Source organism: Streptomyces sp. MI02-7b, assembly GCF_033793585.1.
GTDB lineage: Bacteria > Actinomycetota > Actinomycetes > Streptomycetales > Streptomycetaceae > Actinacidiphila.
In genome coordinates this window covers 220106-235970 of record NZ_JARAWX010000002.1, presented here as the reverse complement: position 1 = coordinate 235970, position 15865 = coordinate 220106, and the positions used below count along the sequence as shown (strand labels likewise).

The following is a 15865-nucleotide window of genomic DNA, read 5'->3' as shown; positions in this document are numbered from 1 at the left end:
TCAGGGGTGATCGCTGATCAGCGACAGCAGCCCGCCCTCGGGATCGCGGATGCCGGCGACGCGCCCGTAGGCGCTGTCGATGGGCTCGCCGGTGATCTCGGCGCCCAGTTCCTTGGCGCGGGTGACGGCCGCGTCGACGTCGTCGACGGCGAAGAAGACGTGCCAGCGCGGCCGCACCTTCGGGTCGGCCGCCGCCTCGACCCCGCCGCCGCGGATGCCCGCCACGCTGTGGCCGTCCACGTACAGCACGACGCGGTCGTTCTCCCACTCCACCATGTAGCGAGGGCCGCGCCGGTCCCAGTGGAAGACCTCGCCGTAGAAGAGGGCGGCCGCAAAGGCGTCGCGGGTGCGCAGCTCGATCCAGGTGGGCGCCCCGTGCATGCGCAGCTTGCGCGGCGGGCCCTGCTCGCCCTCCCAGATGCCGAACGCCGCGCCCATGGAGTCGGCGACGAGCGCCAGGCGCCCGGCGTCGAAGTCCAGCGGGCCGACGGCGACCGTGCCGCCGCGATCGCGGATGTCGGAGGCGGTGGCGTCCGCGCTCTCCACGCCGAAGTAGGTCGTCCACGCGACCGAGGTCTCCCAGTCGCGGGCGATGGCCCCGATGCCCGCGACCTCGGTGCCGTCGATCATCGCCCGTTCGTACGGTCCCCAGCGCGACGGGCCCGGTTCGAAGGTCCACCCGAGCAGCGGCCCGTAGAACGCCTTCGCCACGTCCAGGTCGCGCGCCATCAGACTGACCCAGCAGGGTGCGCCGGCCACGCAGCAGATCTTCGTGGTGGACACGTCCTGGCCTCCTTGATCGTCGCCCGTTCCAAGGATGGGGGCAGCGGGTCAGGTGGGCATCTTCGACGGGCCCGCCGCACGGAGGCTGCCGCGCGGACGGCGCGCCGGGCTCAGTGCCCGAACAGGTGCATTCGACTGCGGCGCGAGGGCACAGCGGTGGTGGTCTTCCCGGTGGTGGTCGTGGTGGTGTCGGCGGTCCCGGCGTCCGTGGTGCCGGCCGGGGTCGCCGCGGCGGCCTCGTGCGCCCGCGCGCGCCGGCGCAGGGCGCGCAGCTCGGCACGGCGGCTGCGCGAGCGTCCGGCGCCCGCCATCGCCATGCCCGCGGCCACGCAGAACACCAGGCCGAGGGCGATACCGGCGAGGAAGACGCCGAGGGTGTTCAGGGTGGCGATGTCGGTTCCGAACATCGTCACGGTGTAGTCGGGCCCTCCGGAAAGGTTGTCCGAGATCAGGAGCCCGGTGAAGGCGGCTGTCGCGCCCATCAGCAGAAGTCCCAGCAGCAGCATCGTGCTCTCCTCGATGTCCTGGCCGTGGTTCTGGTCCGTTGTCCGTCGCCTACCCCGAGCGGGGTCACGGATGCCTATCGCCGTTCTTGCGCAGGAAACGGCGCAGCCGGGTGAGGGGCCAGGTGTTGATCACGTCGTCCTTGGTGAGCCGGCCGCGCTGGGCGGTGCCGACGCCGTAGCGCATGAAGTCCAGGTGGAGGGTGGAGTGGGCGTCGCTGTCCACGGCGAACCGCACGCCGTGCCGGCGGGCACGCAGGATGAGCTCGTCACCGAGGTCCAGCCGGTCGGGCTGGGCGTTGACCTCCAGCGCGGTGCCGGTTCGCGCGCAGGCGGCGAAGACCTCGTCGAAGTCCGCGTCGACGGCCGGGCGCCTGCCCAGCATCCGGGTGGTGGGGTGGCCGATGATGTGGACGTGGGGGTTCTCCGCGGCCCGCACCAGCCGCCGGGTGAGCGCGGCGCGGTCCTGGTGGAAGTGCGAGTGGATCGAGGCGACGCACAGGTCGAAGCCCGAAAGGAAGGCGTCGGGCCAGTCCAGGCCGCCGTCCGGGCCGATGTTGAGCTCGGTGCCGTGCAGGACGCGCATGCCGCGGTGGGCGCGGTCCAGGGCCCGGACGCGTTCGCGCTGGGCGAGGATCTTCTCGTCCGTCATCCGCTGCATGTACAGGTCGGGCGCGTGGTCGGTGACGGCGTAGTACGCGTAGCCGCGGCGCGCGGCGGCCTCGACCATCTCCTCCAGGCCGGACACTCCGTCGGTGAGGTCGGTGTGGGTGTGCAGGTCGCCGCGGATGTCCCGCTCGGCGACCGGCTCGGGGAGCCCGCCCGCCAGCCCCTCCTCGATCTCCCCGCGGTCCTCGCGCAGGGTGGGCGGTATCCAGGGCAGGCCGAGCCGCGCGTAGACCTCCTCCTCGGTGCGGGAGACGATCAGCTCGCCGGTCCCCGCGTCGAAGAGCCCGTACTCGGAGAGCTTGAGCCGGTGGTGCACGGCGAGCGCACGGGTGCGGATGTTGTGCGCCTTGGAGCCGGTGAAGTACTGCATCGCGGCGCCCCAGGAGTCCGGCGGCACCACCCGCAGGTCCACCTGCAGGCCTCGGGTCGTACGGATCGAGGTCTTCTTCTCCCCGCGCGCGATGGTCCCGGCGGCGTACGGCAGACGGGTGAACGCCTCCATGAAGGGGGCGGACCGCTCGGCGGCGACGAGGACGTCCACGTCGCCGATCGTCTCGCGCATACGGCGCAGGGAGCCCGCGTAGGCACAGCGCCGGCACGCGGGGACCTCCGACAGGGCCGCGACGACCTCCTCGGCGAGCCCGGTGGCGACGTTCAGGGACACCCGGCCGCCGGAGGACCGCATCAGGCCGATGCCGTGCAGGATGTTCTCCTCGGTCCGGGGGCCGAAGCCGGGCAGGCCGCGCAGCCGCTCCTGCTCGATGGCCTCGGCCAGTTCGGGTACGGAGGCGATGTGCAGCTCCTTGTAGAGGGTCATCGCGCGCTTGGGGCCGAGCATCGGGATCGCGGTCATCTCCCGGACGCCCGCCGGGATCCTGGCGCGCAGTCCCTCCACGGCCGCGACCTTGCCGGTGCCCAGGTACTCGGCGACCTTGTCGGCGACGGACCTGCCGACACCGGGGATCTCGCGCAGCGCCTTGCCGTCGAGCCGGGAGACGTCCTCGTGGTGGCCGCCGATGGCGCGGGCGGCCTTCTCGTAGGCGCGTGCCTTGAAGGCGTCGCCACCGGTGATCCTGACGAGGTCGGCGTACTCCTGGAGCAGGGCTTCGACCTCGTCGTTGGCCCTGGCCATGCAGGGCGCCTTCCCGGCCGCCGCCGCGGGCTAACCCGCGGGCACTGTCCTTCCCCTCGCGGCGGGACGGGCCGTGAGGCACGGTGGAGGAAGCCGGAACCATCCGCCCACGGCCCAGGGAGACCGTCATGACCGACCACACCTACCGGGTGACCGAGATCGTCGGCTCGTCGGACGAGAGCGTCGACGCGGCCATTCGCAACGGGCTCGCCCGGGCATCGGAGACGCTGCGCAATCTGGACTGGTTCGAGGTCACCCAGATCCGCGGCCACTTCGAGAACGGGCAGGTCGGCCACTTCCAGGTCGGGCTGAAGGTCGGTTTCCGCCTGGAGTCCGCCGGCTGACCCGCCGGCGCCGGCGGCCGTTGTCAGTCCCCTGGGGCAACATGGCGGGTGCCGGTACCAGCTCGGGCCGGTCGCCTTCCAGGGAGGGACCGTTCATGGTCGCGTTCCAGCTCACGATCGACTGCGCCGACCCCGCGGCACAGGTGCGCTTCTGGGCCGCGGCGCTGCGGTACAAGCCGGAGGACGCTCCCGCCGGCTTCCCCACCTGGCGGGAGTACTGGCTGAGCATCGGCGTCCCCGAGGAGGAGCTGGGCGACTCCGACTGCTGCGACTCGATCGTGGATCCGGAGGGGGCCGGCCCGCGGATCTGGTTCCAGCAGGTGCCCGAGGGCAAGTCCGGGAAGAACCGGCTGCATCTGGACGTGAAGGTGGGCGGGCGCCGGGAGGACGTCCCCTTGGCGACCCGCAAGGAGCGCGTCGACGCCGAGGTGGAGCGGCTGCTCGCGGCGGGCGCCTCCCGGATGCGGCTGCTGTCCACGCCGGGGATGGACCACTACGGGGTGGTGCTGCGGGACCCCGAGGGCAACGAGTTCTGCGTCGTCTGAGCCACCCCCGGGCAATTCCCCCCGGACGTGGGGTGAGTTCACCGGCCGCCGTCGCGACGGCGGCGCCAGAGCCGGCGGGCCACGAGGGCGGCGAGCAGCACGCCCAGGGCGATCAGCAGGTACACCTGCGAACGGGTGACCCAGGAGTAGACCGACCCGAGCCGGGTGCCCGCCGCGAAGCCGATGCCCGCCCAGGCGCCGACCCACAGCAGGGCCCCCAGCGTCGTGCAGCCGAGGAACCGCCACCAGGGCATGCCCGCGGTGCCGGCGATGATGCCCTTCGTCTGCCGCAGGACGTCCACGAAGCGCGCGAAGACGATCACAAGGTCGGCGCGGCGGGCGAAGAACGCCTCTCCGCGCGCGAAGCGTGCCGGCGTCAGCAGCACGTAGCGGCCCCAACGGTGCACGAAGGCCCGCCCGCCGCTGCGTCCGATCAGGTAGCCCAGGCAGTCGCCCAGCACGGCGGCGGCCGCGGCGACCGCGACGACGCCCGCGAGGTCCATCCGCCCGGTGCCCGCGTAGGCGGCGGCGACCACCAGGATCGTCTGGCCCGGCACGGGGACGCCGCAGTTGTCGAGGAGCACGAGCACGCCGACCGCCAGGTAGCCGTAGTCGTCCAGCAGCGGCGTCAGATCGGCCAGCGGCCCGGGCAGCGGAGGCGGGACGCCCGCCTTCACCGCACGGCGGCACGGACGGCCGTCTTGGCCCCGCACCCGGCCCCCGCGGCGCACAACTCCCGCGCCGCGGCGAGAACTCCGCTCCCGCGCACCGGCCGTACCGCTCGCGCCATGGGCACCTGCACCTCGCTCGCCGGGATCGGACAACTTCCGCGCCGCACCATGAAGCTCCGTGCCGGGGCGGGGACCCGGCTCCCAAGGCGTGTCGGGGACGGGATTCACACCGGCGGGCTAGGCCCGGTCGTCACATGGGCGCCGGCTGCCCGGAGGGCGGGCCCCGCGGGTCTCCCGGCCACCCCCGGGAGGTGCCCCCGGGTGCGGTGCATCGCACGGCGGAGAGTCGCCCTCGTCGTGGGCCGCTCGGACGGTGCGGCAACTCCCCCGGGCCGGCGGCCGGGGCAGTGCCGTGCCAGGCGCAGCGGGGTGGGGGCACCTCCCAGCGGCAGCCGGGGGAGGGAAGGTGACGACAAGGCCGAGGACGCGCCCACGCCGGACCGCCCCGGCCGCCGCCGCCCTTCGAGGCGGCACTTTCGAAACACGCGCTGGCGCACCGTCCGCGCTCCGCTGCCCGGGCCGTGCGGCCGGGGATAGTGGCTGTGTGCCCGCCGGCCTCCCCCCACGCGCCGCCGACCTCGTGCGGCTCAACAGCGACCCGATCGCCGTGCAGACGGTGCGCTCGACGGTGGCCGCGGTCCTGTCGTACGCCGTGGCCGTCTGGGTGCTGCCCAACCCGGCGCCGCTGACGGCCCCGCTGACGGCGTTGCTGGTCGTCCAGGTCACTCTCTACACGACTGTGACGACGGGCATCCGCCGGGTGCTCAGCGTGGTGGCGGGCGTGCTGATCGCGGTGGGCTTCAGCGAGCTCATCGGGCTCACGTGGTGGAGCCTCGGGCTGATCATCCTGGCCTCGCTGGTGACCGGGCACTTCATCCGGGTGGACGAGTTCGTGGCCGAGGTGGCGATCAGCGCGATGCTGATCCTGGCGGTGCCGGCCCCGTCCGGGGAAGCCGTGGACCGTGTCATGGAGACGCTGGTCGGGGCGGCCGTGGGCGTGCTGCTGAACGTGGTCGTGCCCCCGCCGGCGTTCGTCGAGCCGGCCGGTGAGGCGGTGCGCGAGCTGGCCGAGCACATGCGGCTGCTGATGGTCCGTATGGGTGGCGAACTGCGCGCCGGCGCGACCGCCGAACGGGCCCGTACATGGCTGATGGAGGCCCGGCGGCTGGACAACGAGATCGCCCGCTTCGACGCGTCGCTGCGCCGGGCGGAGGAAGGCACCCGGCTCAACCCCCGGGTCAGGCCGGCGGAGGGCGCGATGGCCCGGCTGATCCTGCGCAGCGGCCTGGACACCCTGGAGGTCTCGACGGTCCTGATGCGGACGCTGTGCCGCTCCCTGACCGAGATGGAGCGGGAGCGCGGGCCGCGGGAGCCGCTGTTCTCCCAGGAACTCGCCGACGGGATGGACGAACTCTTCGCCGACATGGCCGATGCCGTCGACAGCTACGGCCGGCTGATCGCGGCCCAGGTGACCGCGGGCGCCGAGCAGGCGGAAGCACGGCTGGAGGACGCCTTGCGACGCGGCCGGGAGGAGCGCGACCGGATCGCGGCACTGCTGTGGGCGGAGACCGAACGGCGCTGGGAGAACTGGGATCTGCACGGGGCGCTGCTGGCCAACATCGACCGGCTGCTGAACGAGCTGGACCTAGAGCAGCGCTCCCGGTGGCTGTCGGAGCAGTTGGTCGCCGCCGCCCCCTCCTCGAAGGGGATGTCCGCCCGGGTCCACCGACGGGCCCGTGCCATCACCGGCCGGCTGCGGCGGGGCGCGGCGCGCGGCCGCTGATCGCACAGACGGTCCCTCATGCCGCCGGACGGGGGAGGCGGCCGTCGGACCTGACGCCGGTTCCGCAGGTCCAGTACGCCTCGCACGAAGGGCAGTTGACCCCGAGAGCCGGGGCGGCAAGCCGCGCCGGTGCCAGGCTGTCACCGAGTCAGGAAGGCTCCTTCCGTCTCGTGGCAGTGCGTCACTTCCTTGGCCACGTTGTCGCCCGGACGCTCCGCTCGACGGGCGGGCTCCGGCGGGGGGACGTACGACTGATCGCAGAGGCGGCGACCGCCGCCGACCACGCGTCCGAGGAGAGGACCCTCATGCGAACCAGTCTGACGCGCCGCACCGCTCTCGGTGTCGCCACCGGACTCCTGGCCACCGGCCTGATCGCCGCGAGCGCCGGCTCGGCCGCCGCCGCCGGCCACACGGTGCTCCGCGACAGCAGCAGCCAGACGCGGCTGCTCGACGAGGATGACGACAACGGCGGGAACGACGACGCCGCCGACAACTCGGTGGACAACGGCGGCAATGTCGACCCGGCCGACAACAGCGGCACCCTCGCCGGCGACGGCCCGGCCGACAACGCGGTGGACAACGGCGGGAACGTCGACCCCGCCGACAACTCGGTCGACAACGGCGGCAACCTCGACGCCGCGGACCCGGCCGCCGACCCGGCCGCGGACCCGGCCGACAACGGCAGCAACCTCGACCCCGCCGACAACGGCGGCAACCTGGACCCGGCCGACAACACCCTCGCCGGCGACGACCCCGCCGACAACGGGGTCGACAACGGCGGCGACGACCTCGGCGCCCGTGACGGCGGCGACCTCGGCGGCGAGGGCTTCGGCGGCGGCAACGGCGGCGGCGAGGGCTTCAGCGGCGGCTTCGGCGGCGGCAACGGCGGCGGCGAGGGCTTCAGCGGCGGCTTCGGCGGCGGCAACGGCGGCGGCTTCGGCGGCGGTAACGGCGGCGGCTTCGGCGGCGGCGGTAACGGCGGCGGCTTCGGCGGCGGCGGCGAGGGCTTCGGCGGCGGTAACGGCGGCGGCTTCGGCGGCGGTAACGGCGGCGGCGGCTTCGGCGGCGGCGGCTTCGGCGAGGGCGGCCGTGGCGGCTTCGGCGGCGGGAACATCGGCGCCGGCAACTTCGGCGGCGGCAACCTGGGTGCCGGCAACTTCGGCCGCGGGAACATCGGCAGCGGCAACTTCGGCCGCGGGAACATCGGCAGCGGCAACTTCGGCGGCTTCGGCGGCTTCGGCGGCGGCTTCGGCGAAGGCGGCCGTGGCGGCTTCGGCGGCAAGGGTGGTGGTCACGGCAGGAACAACGGCTTCGGGTACAGCGTGATCCGCATTGACGACTATGGCTTTGGCAACGGCTTCGGCCGCGGGTTCGGCTTCGGTGGCTTCGGCGGTCGCGGCGGCTTCGGCTTCGGCGGTCTCGGCCTGAACCGTGGCTTCGGCTTCGGCGGCCTCGGCCTCGGCCGCGGCTTCGGCTTCGGCGGTCTGGGCCTCGGTCGTGGCTTCGGCTTCGGCGGCTTCGGCGAGGGTGGCCGCGGCTTCGGCGGCGGCGGCTTCGGCGAGGGCGGTCGCGGTGGCCACGGCGGCCACGGTGGCGGCAAGGGCCACAAGTTCGGCGGCCACGGTGGCGGCTACGGCGGTGGCTTCGGCGGTGGCTTCGGCTACGGCCGCGGCTTCTCGAACTTCGGTCTGCTCAACGTGATCTTCTGACACTCGCCCACAACGGAAAACAACGAGGGCCGGGCGGAACATTGTGTTCCGCCCGGCCCCTCGTCGTGGGTCACTTCAAGTCGGAGGTCTTGATGTAACCGCTGTCGACGAGCAGCTTCTTGTAGTTGCCCTTGTCGACGCTGACCGGGGTGAGCAGGTACGCGGGCACGACCTTGTTGCCGTTGTCGTAGTCCGTGTCGTTGTTGATCTCCGGCTTCGCGCCGGAGAGGACCGCGCCGGCCATCTCGACGGCACGGGCCGCGAGCTTGCGGGTGTCCTTGTACACGGTCATCGACTGATCGCCCTTGATGATCTCCTTGACGGAGTCCACTTCGGCGTCCTGGCCGGTGATGACCGGCATCGGCTTGCCGTCCTTCCCGTACCCGTCCTTCTTCAGGGCGTCGATGACACCGCGCGCGATGCCGTCGTTGGGGGCGAGGACGGCGTCGACGGTGGCCGAACGGTAGTAGTTCTTCAGCCGGGTCGTCATCGTCTCGGTGGCGATCGCGGCGTCCCACTTGAGCGTGGCCACCTGGCTGAGCCGGGACTGGCCACTCTTGATGACCAGCCGGCCGCTCTTGATGTACGGCTGGAGGACGTTCATCGCGCCGTTGAAGAAGAACTGCGCGTTGTTGTCGTCGGTGTCGCCGGCGAAGATTTCCAGGGTGAACGTGCTGTCCGGGTGCTGCTTGAGGCCGAGCTTGTCGACGATGTAGTCGGCCTGCAGCTGGCCGACCTTGTCGTTGTTGAAGCTGGCGTAGTAGTCGACGTTGCTGGTGCCGAGCAGCAGGCGGTCGTACGCGATGACCTTGATGCCGGCCCGGTGCGCCTGCTGGAGCACCTCACCCAGCTCGAAGCCGTCGACCGCGCCGATGACCAGGACCTTGTCGCCCTCGTCGATCATCTTCTGAACCTGGTCGACCTGCGTGTCAACGTTGTCTCCGGCGAATTGGAGGTCGGTCTCGTACCCCTTCGCCTTGAACTGCTTGACCATATTCTGGCCGTCGGCGATCCACCGCGTCTGGGCCCTGGTAGGGAGCGCGATGCCCACCCTGACAGCGCCCCCGTCGCTCCCCGACTGGCCGCCGCAGCCTGCGGCGGCGGTCGACGCGGTGAGAGTGAGGACCACGAATATCGCGGTGCGCAGTCTGGCAGCTCTGCCAGCGTGCATGGACTCAGTTCCTTTCGGGCCGAACAAAACGGTGCTCCGCCGTCCGCTCACGCGGACGCCGGTGTCCGGGCCCGGGCACGAGGGTTCCCGTGGCCGCCCAGCCGATCCACCGGGGCACGGAGAGCTGCTGGTACGTCAGGCCCGAGGCGTGCTGTGCGGGTACGGCCGCCGGCCGCTCCCCCACCGGTGTTCCGTCCGTGGTCACGGTGTGTACCAGGGCGGATACCTCGAAGTTGAGCGGACAATAGCACAGCCTTCACAGGACCCCCTCAGGCCCCATACGCCGCCTGTGGGCTCGCCGTGGTGCCGCTTCCCGGCACGGGCTCCGCGAGGTCGTCGCCCAGGGCCACGATGCCGTTGGCCGCGTCGACATGAACGACCTTCGGCCGCAGGTCACGGGCCTCGGAGTCGTCCACCTGGGCATAGCTGATGAGGATCACGAGGTCCCCGGGATGCACCAGATGGGCCGCGGCACCGTTGATGCCGATGACCCCGGAACCGCGCCGGCCCTCGATGACGTAGGTCTCCAGCCGTGCACCGTTGGTGACATCGACGATGTGGACCAGTTCGCCGGGGAGGAGGTCGGCCGCCTCCATCAACTCGGCGTCGATGGTCACGGATCCGACATAGTGGAGATCGGCCTCGGTCACCGTGGCACGGTGGATCTTGGACTTGAACATGGTGCGCAGCATCGCGAAACTCCCGGACTCGGCTCCCTGCCCGCGTCATTGCAGGTCAAGGGCGATCTCCCATCATACGCCGGTGGGTGAGGCGGGCTACGGGCGCCCCCGCCTGGCGTCGTTTGCCGGAACGGCAAGGAAACTCGCCCGCCGCACGGGTCCCCCGCATGATCGGGCCGTGGGCACGGAACGGGCGCAGGGCGCCGTGCCACGACATGACGAATCAGTGGTTGTGGAGGGATGCATGACGCAACAGGGCGGTCGGGCAAGGCATCGCCTGGTCCCGTCACCGGCGGGCCGGATCCACCTGGTGGAACAGGGCAAGGGGCCGCTGGTGCTTCTCGTGCACGGCTTCCCGGAGGGCTGGTACTCCTGGCGCCACCAGGTGCCGGCGCTCGCGGCGGCCGGGTACCGCGCGGTCGCCGTCGACGTCCGCGGCTACGGCCGGTCCTCCCGGCCGGGCGCCGTGGAGGCGTACCGGATGCTCGACCTGGTGGCGGACAACGTCGCGGTGGTACGCGCCCTGGGTGAGGAGACGGCCGTGGTGGTCGGCCACGACTGGGGCTCGGCCATCGCCGCCACCTCCGCCCTGACCGAACCGGACGTCTTCCGCGCGGTGGGGATGCTCGGCGTCCCCTACGCCCCACGCGGCGGCCCGCGGCCCGGTGAGGTCTTCGCACGGATGGGCGGGGGCGCCGGGGAGGACGAGTTCTACGTGTCCTACTTCCAGGAGCCGGGCCGCGCGGAGGCCGAGATCGAGCCCGATGTGCGGGGCTGGCTGGCGGGCTTCTACGCGGCCCTGTCGGCCGGCACCATGCCGCCGCCGGGCGCCGCGAGCCCGTACTTCGTCGGCGCGGGCGGCAGGCTACGCGACCGCTTCCCCGTCGGACCGCCGCCCGCGTGGCTCGGTGAGGACGGACTGGACGCCTGCGCCGGGGAGTTCGAGCGGACCGGGACGACCGGGGCGCTCAACCGCTACCGGAACATGGACCGCGACTGGGAGGACCTCGCCGCGTTCGACGGCGCTCCGGTCCGCCAGCCGTCGCTGTTCGTCGCCGGCGCCCTGGACGCCTCCGTCGCGTGGATGGCCGACGCCATCGGCGCCTTCCCCGACACCCTTCCCGGGCTGGTCTCCTCCCGCCTCCTCGACGACTGCGGCCACTGGGTCCAGCAGGAACGGCCGGACGAGGTCAACCGGATCCTGGCCGACTGGCTGGCCGGGCTGCCCGCCTGAGACGGCGTCGGGGCGCACTGCCGGGGCATCCCGGCCCCGGCCGGACGCCCCGCAGGGCCGGAGCTTCCCGTTCGCACCGGGACCGCCGCTTCCGCCCCACCTCTAGGCAGGTGGCCCATTGGCCGGATATCTTCCGTCCACGCCGGATCCGGGTGCGGCGTGGCACTGGCTCGGGGAAGGGGGCACCTTGCGCGAATTCGGCCTTCCGCCCCTGGCCGAGCCGCTGCGGTCGGGGGGACTCGCGGAATCGGTGTACGAGGCGGCCTGGAAGCGGCCGGGCACGCCCGCCCTCGCCCGCAGGGTCGAACCGGACGGCGAGGTCTGGCAGGAGGTGTCGGCGGCCGGGTTCCGCGACGAGGTGGTCGAACTCGCGAAGGGGCTCGTCGCCGAGGGGATCGGCTTCGGCGACCCGGTCGCGGTGATGGCCAGGACCCGCTACGAGTGGACGTTGTTCGCCTACGCCCTCTGGTCGGTGGGCGCACGGGTCGTGCCGGTCTACCCGACGTCCTCGGCCGAGCAGGTCCGCTGGATCCTCGGCGACTCCGGGGCCGTGGCGATCGTGGTGGAGCACGAGGACCACGCCATGACGGTGGGCGCCGTCTGCGACACCCTGCCCGCGCTGCGCCGCATCTGGCAGCTCGACGCGGACTGCGTGCGGTGGCTCGGCGCGCTCGGCCGGGCGGTTCCCGCGGTGCTGGTGGAGCAGCGGCGCTGGGAGGTGGAGCCGCAGTCGGTCGCGGTCGTGGCGTACACCTCGGGCACCACGGGGCCGCCCAAGGGCTGCCTGATCACGCACGCCAACCTGGCCGCCGAGTGCGACACCCTGCTGGCCGGCTACGGCCCCCTGTTCGCGCCGCCCGGGCAGCGGGCGTCGGTCCTGGCGTTCCTGCCGATGTCCCACATATACGGATTGATGATCTCGGTCTGCGCACTGCGCGGCGGTGTGCTGCTGGGGCATCAGCCGGACCTGTCCCCCGCCGCGCTGCTGCCGGCGTTCGCGACCTTCCGGCCGACGATCGTCCTGGCCGTCCCGTACATCTACGAGAAGATCATCGAAGGCGCCCGCCGGGCCGCCGAGCGGGCCGGCAAGCGCCAGCTGTTCGACCGGGCCGCCGACGTCGCCGTGCGCTGGGCCGAGGCCGCGGAACGGCACACGGTGGAGGGCGGGCCGGGCCCCGGTCCGCTGCTGAGGGCGGCGCATTCGGCCTTCGAGCGCATGGTGTACGGCCGCATCCGCGACATCCTGGGCGGCAGGGTGCACTACACCGTCTCCGGCGGCTCCCCGCTCAGCCGCGACCTGTCCCTGCTGTTCGCCGGCGCGGGGCTGACGATCTACGACGGCTACGGGCTGACCGAGACGACGGCGGCCATCACCGCCCAGCCGCGAGGCAAAGTGCGCTTCGGCACGGTGGGCCGCGCGCTGCCGGGCTGCGCGGTGCGCATCGCCCCGGACGGCGAGGTGCTGGTGCGCGGAAGCACCGTCTTCGCCGGCTACCACGCCAACCCCGCGGCCAACCAGGCCGTCTGGCGGCTCGGCGGCTGGATGGCCACCGGCGACGTGGGGCGGCTCGACCCGGACGGATATCTCACGATCACCGGGCGGAAGAAGGACATCATCATCACCAGCAGCGGCAAGAGCGTCGCCCCGCTGGTGCTGGAGGAGCGGCTGCGGGCGCACCCGTTCGTCTCGCAGTGCGTCGTCATCGGCGACAACCGCCCGTTCATCGCCGCCCTGATCACGCTCGACCCGGAAGCCGTGCAGATGGGGGCGGGCATGGCGGAGCGCGACCTGCGGGCCGAACTCCAGCGGGCGGTGTCGGTCGCCAACGCCGCTGTCTCGCGCGCCGAGTCCATCCGCGCGTTCCGCGTGCTGCCGCACGAGTTCTCCGTGGCCAACGGGCTGCTGACGCCGTCCCTGAAGCTGCGCCGGGACGCGATCCTGCGCGAGTACGCGGCGCAGATCGAGTCGATCTACTCCTCCTCCGAACGCGCCAACAGCGGCCCCGCCGGGGCCCCCTAGCCACGCGCTCGCCGCGCGGTGGCCGCGGAGCCACTCGTGCGACACGGCCCCGCCGCGTGGCCGCCCCCGCGCGGGTTACGTACCCGGTACTCGACAGGGCACTGGACCCTGCCGGTCTCGGCCGGGCAGGCCGCACCTCGGCGTTCCGTCCATTTCCCGACCTGCGCGGCCGAGGCACCGGGTGAAAGCCGTCTCCCCGGGGACGGGCGCGGTCGGGCCTGATGACGGCATGAAGGCGTGCGGCTCACTGTGACGGCCCGGCGGCAGGCGAAGTAGCAACCCTTCACGACGTCGCGCAAGATTGCCCTATGCCGGTTCTGATAGCCGCGTGCGCCATGGCCATGACCCTTGTCGGTGGAGTCGTGGCGCAGCGGGTCGGTGACCGCCGTCATCTGGTGCTCGGTCTTGCCGCCGGCCTCATGCTCGGCGTCATCGGCTTCGATCTGCTTCCCGATGCGCTGATCGCTCAGCCACGGCACGTTTTCGGTGTTCCCGCGGCATTGCTCATGTTCGTTGCGGGATTCCTCACTCTGCACGTGGTGGAGCGAGGGGTCGCCATTCATCGCGGTCACGAGAGCGAGTACGCACCGCACACCCACGCTTTGGGGCATGCGCAGCAGCCGGCGGAGGGAGTCGGCCTGGCCGCGGCCTCAGCACTGGTGGGACACAGTGTGATCGACGGATTCGCCATCGGTGCCGCGTATCAGGCCGGCAATACGCTGGGCATCGTCGTCGCCATCGCCGTGATCTCCCATGACTTCGCCGACGGGTTCAACACCTACACGATCACCAGGCTCTACGGCAGTGCCCGGCGCCGGGCTCAGACGCTGCTGGTGGCCGACGCGGTGGCCCCGGTGGTCGGGGCGGCGATTACTTTGGGATTCACGATCCCGACGGGGTTGCTGGGCCTGTACCTCGGATTCTTCGCCGGCTTCCTGCTGTACCTCGCGACATCGGACATATTGCCGGAGGCGCACAGTCCGCACCCTTCCAAGGCCACTTTGTTGTTCACGGTGACGGGGGCTCTGCTGATGTGGCTGGTGATCGGGCTTGCCGAGTGAGCCGGAAACGACGAGAGGTCCGACGAGCCACGATGGGGCGGAGCAGCGCTTGCCTCCGGGGTGCGCCGGCAGATGATGGCTTGTTCGGCGCCGCCCCTGTCAGGCCGTGCCGGAGCGTCTGTATCCCTCCGCTGACGGCGGTGGTGCGTTCGGCGGGGGCAGCAATTGATGCTCCTTCATGGCGATGAGGGTCCGCACCGCTATGGCTCCTACGAGCACGGTGGCAGCGGCCAGGAGGAGGTAGGAGGCGATGAGGCCGCCGGGAGGGCGACCGCGGTCGATCCAGTGCAGTGCGGTGATGGCCACTGTCGTCCAGGAAAAGGTGAAGGCCCAGAAGCCCGGCGTGAACCTCAGGCTCAGGAACAGGGGAAGGAGGCGGATCTGGGCCAGGATCATCAATAGGCAGTAGCCCGCCAGTACCGCCGAGAGCCGGTCGACGCGGTTGTCGTTGAGAGCGAAGCAGGCGACGCTTGCCATCGAGGCGGGCACGATCTCGATGGCAAGCGTCGGCGAGAGGCCAGGGGGCAGGGGAGGCCGAAAGAACAGTCGGGCCAGGATCATCGAGCCCAGGACGAGCCACGAGACGATGCCCAGGCCGAACATGACCTCCGCCAACCGCCGCTGTCCGACCTGGGCGGCGCTGAAGGCGGCAACGAGACCACCGCCGACGGTGGGCAGGAAGTAGCCGGGGTGGAGTTGGTCCAGTCCGAGCGGGCCGTATATCCATTGCCCGGTGTACCAGCCGCCCAGCAGCACGGTGAGGACGAGGAAGACGTCCACGACGAACCGGCCGGCGTCAGGGGCGTAAGGCACTATTCCCTGCGCGGCAAGCAGCATCGGGGTGATGACGGCCAGTGAGGCGAAGGGGCTTGCCGCACTGTCGAGCATGTCGGCCTTGAACGCGCCCCGTACGGACAGGACGTACCGCAGGTACAGCGACAACGTCCCGCACCAGACGACGGCGGCGACCGCCACCAGGGCCCGGCCGACCTCAGGAGGCACATGGCCTTGCTGGGCCGCTGTCAGCCAGGTGCCCGCCAGACCTGAGATTCCCAGGGAAATGCCGAAAAAGGTGACAGGTATGCGCGCTACGGTCATGACGGCACCCACTTCTGCAAAGGCCGGCGGCGTGCACCCCTCCGAAGTCCGGGCTTACGGGGCCGAATGGACAACGTCGCTTCGGCTCAGTGGCTTCGGGCTCCCACACGCAGTTCTTTCGAGTCTGCACGTCGGCCCGGGAGTCCGCCCCAGCTCACCAGATGCGTTACTCCTTCTCGTGTGATGCACAACGGATGCCCGAGCCCTCGCAGAAAGCGGCGACAGCGGTGGCCCGTCCCCGCCTTGCCGTGTTTCGAGGCCGAGCGGGCGTGCCGGGACGCCGCGCGAAGGTCTCGAGCCGGCGGTACGGTTTGTAGAGCCCTCGCGCGGCCGGCACCGGCGCCCCGGGGGCTTCGTTTTTCGGCGGCCGGGCGGCCGGGCGAGGAGTACCGGAGTCAGTCC

At 71.9% G+C, this 15865-nt stretch carries 14 protein-coding genes; 7 read left to right on the top strand and 7 right to left on the bottom strand.

What is annotated here, in order from left to right:
- The 3 genes from PV364_RS03285 to polX all read right to left on the bottom strand — a co-directional run bounded on the left by PV364_RS03285 (window position 1) and on the right by polX (window position 3087).
- The gene (locus PV364_RS03285; protein WP_319658063.1) at window positions 1-783 is read right to left on the bottom strand and encodes a VOC family protein; all 783 of its coding nucleotides are present in this window, start codon (window positions 781-783) and stop codon (window positions 1-3) included.
- Window positions 784-893: 110 nt separating this feature from the next.
- Window positions 894-1289: a hypothetical protein gene (locus tag PV364_RS03280; RefSeq protein WP_319658062.1), complete on the bottom strand. Its 396-nt coding sequence runs from the start codon at window positions 1287-1289 to the stop codon at window positions 894-896.
- Window positions 1290-1353: 64 nt separating this feature from the next.
- Entirely contained in the window at window positions 1354-3087 is a 1734-nt protein-coding gene (gene polX / locus PV364_RS03275) for a DNA polymerase/3'-5' exonuclease PolX (protein WP_319658061.1), read from the bottom strand.
- 128 nt (window positions 3088-3215) lie between these two features.
- Here polX and PV364_RS03270 point away from each other — a divergent pair, with 128 nt between their 5' ends.
- Together PV364_RS03270 and PV364_RS03265 are read left to right on the top strand one after the other, a co-directional pair.
- Window positions 3216-3431, top strand: coding sequence for a dodecin (locus tag PV364_RS03270; RefSeq protein ID WP_319658060.1), 216 nt, complete (start codon window positions 3216-3218; stop codon window positions 3429-3431).
- A 95-nt stretch (window positions 3432-3526) separates the two neighbouring features.
- A complete protein-coding gene (locus tag PV364_RS03265; protein ID WP_319658058.1) occupies window positions 3527-3976 on the top strand; it encodes a VOC family protein in 450 nt (149 codons plus the stop codon).
- Window positions 3977-4014: 38 nt separating this feature from the next.
- Here PV364_RS03265 and PV364_RS03260 read toward each other — a convergent pair whose 3' ends face one another.
- Entirely contained in the window at window positions 4015-4653 is a 639-nt protein-coding gene (locus tag PV364_RS03260; RefSeq protein WP_319658057.1) for a DedA family protein, read from the bottom strand.
- Window positions 4654-5251: 598 nt separating this feature from the next.
- On the opposite strand from PV364_RS03260, the gene PV364_RS03255 reads away from it, so the two are divergent.
- Both PV364_RS03255 and PV364_RS03250 read left to right on the top strand, forming a co-directional pair.
- Complete coding sequence (locus PV364_RS03255; protein ID WP_319658056.1) at window positions 5252-6490, top strand: FUSC family protein; 1239 nt, start codon at window positions 5252-5254, stop codon at window positions 6488-6490.
- 305 nt (window positions 6491-6795) lie between these two features.
- Complete coding sequence (locus tag PV364_RS03250) at window positions 6796-8199, top strand: hypothetical protein (protein WP_319658055.1); 1404 nt, start codon at window positions 6796-6798, stop codon at window positions 8197-8199.
- A 70-nt stretch (window positions 8200-8269) separates the two neighbouring features.
- Here the strand turns inward: PV364_RS03250 and chvE are convergent, their stop codons facing one another.
- Together chvE and panD are read right to left on the bottom strand one after the other, a co-directional pair.
- Complete coding sequence (chvE, locus tag PV364_RS03245; protein WP_319658054.1) at window positions 8270-9370, bottom strand: multiple monosaccharide ABC transporter substrate-binding protein; 1101 nt, start codon at window positions 9368-9370, stop codon at window positions 8270-8272.
- Between the two features lie 269 nt (window positions 9371-9639).
- Window positions 9640-10062, bottom strand: a complete 423-nt coding sequence (gene panD, locus PV364_RS03240) for an aspartate 1-decarboxylase (RefSeq protein ID WP_319658053.1) — start codon at window positions 10060-10062, stop codon at window positions 9640-9642.
- Between the two features lie 232 nt (window positions 10063-10294).
- On the opposite strand from panD, the gene PV364_RS03235 reads away from it, so the two are divergent.
- The 3 genes from PV364_RS03235 (at window position 10295) to PV364_RS03225 (ending at window position 14365) form a co-directional block, all read left to right on the top strand.
- Window positions 10295-11284: an alpha/beta hydrolase gene (locus PV364_RS03235; protein WP_319658052.1), complete on the top strand. Its 990-nt coding sequence runs from the start codon at window positions 10295-10297 to the stop codon at window positions 11282-11284.
- Between the two features lie 187 nt (window positions 11285-11471).
- Window positions 11472-13304 carry an AMP-dependent synthetase/ligase gene (locus tag PV364_RS03230; protein WP_319658051.1) on the top strand — a complete coding sequence of 611 codons (1833 nt, stop codon included), beginning with the start codon at window positions 11472-11474 and terminating at the stop codon, window positions 13302-13304.
- A 308-nt stretch (window positions 13305-13612) separates the two neighbouring features.
- Window positions 13613-14365 carry a ZIP family metal transporter gene (locus PV364_RS03225; RefSeq protein ID WP_319658050.1) on the top strand — a complete coding sequence of 251 codons (753 nt, stop codon included), beginning with the start codon at window positions 13613-13615 and terminating at the stop codon, window positions 14363-14365.
- 99 nt (window positions 14366-14464) lie between these two features.
- Here the strand turns inward: PV364_RS03225 and PV364_RS03220 are convergent, their stop codons facing one another.
- Window positions 14465-15463, bottom strand: a complete 999-nt coding sequence (locus PV364_RS03220) for a TDT family transporter (protein ID WP_319658049.1) — start codon at window positions 15461-15463, stop codon at window positions 14465-14467.
- Window positions 15464-15865 lie beyond the last annotated feature (402 nt).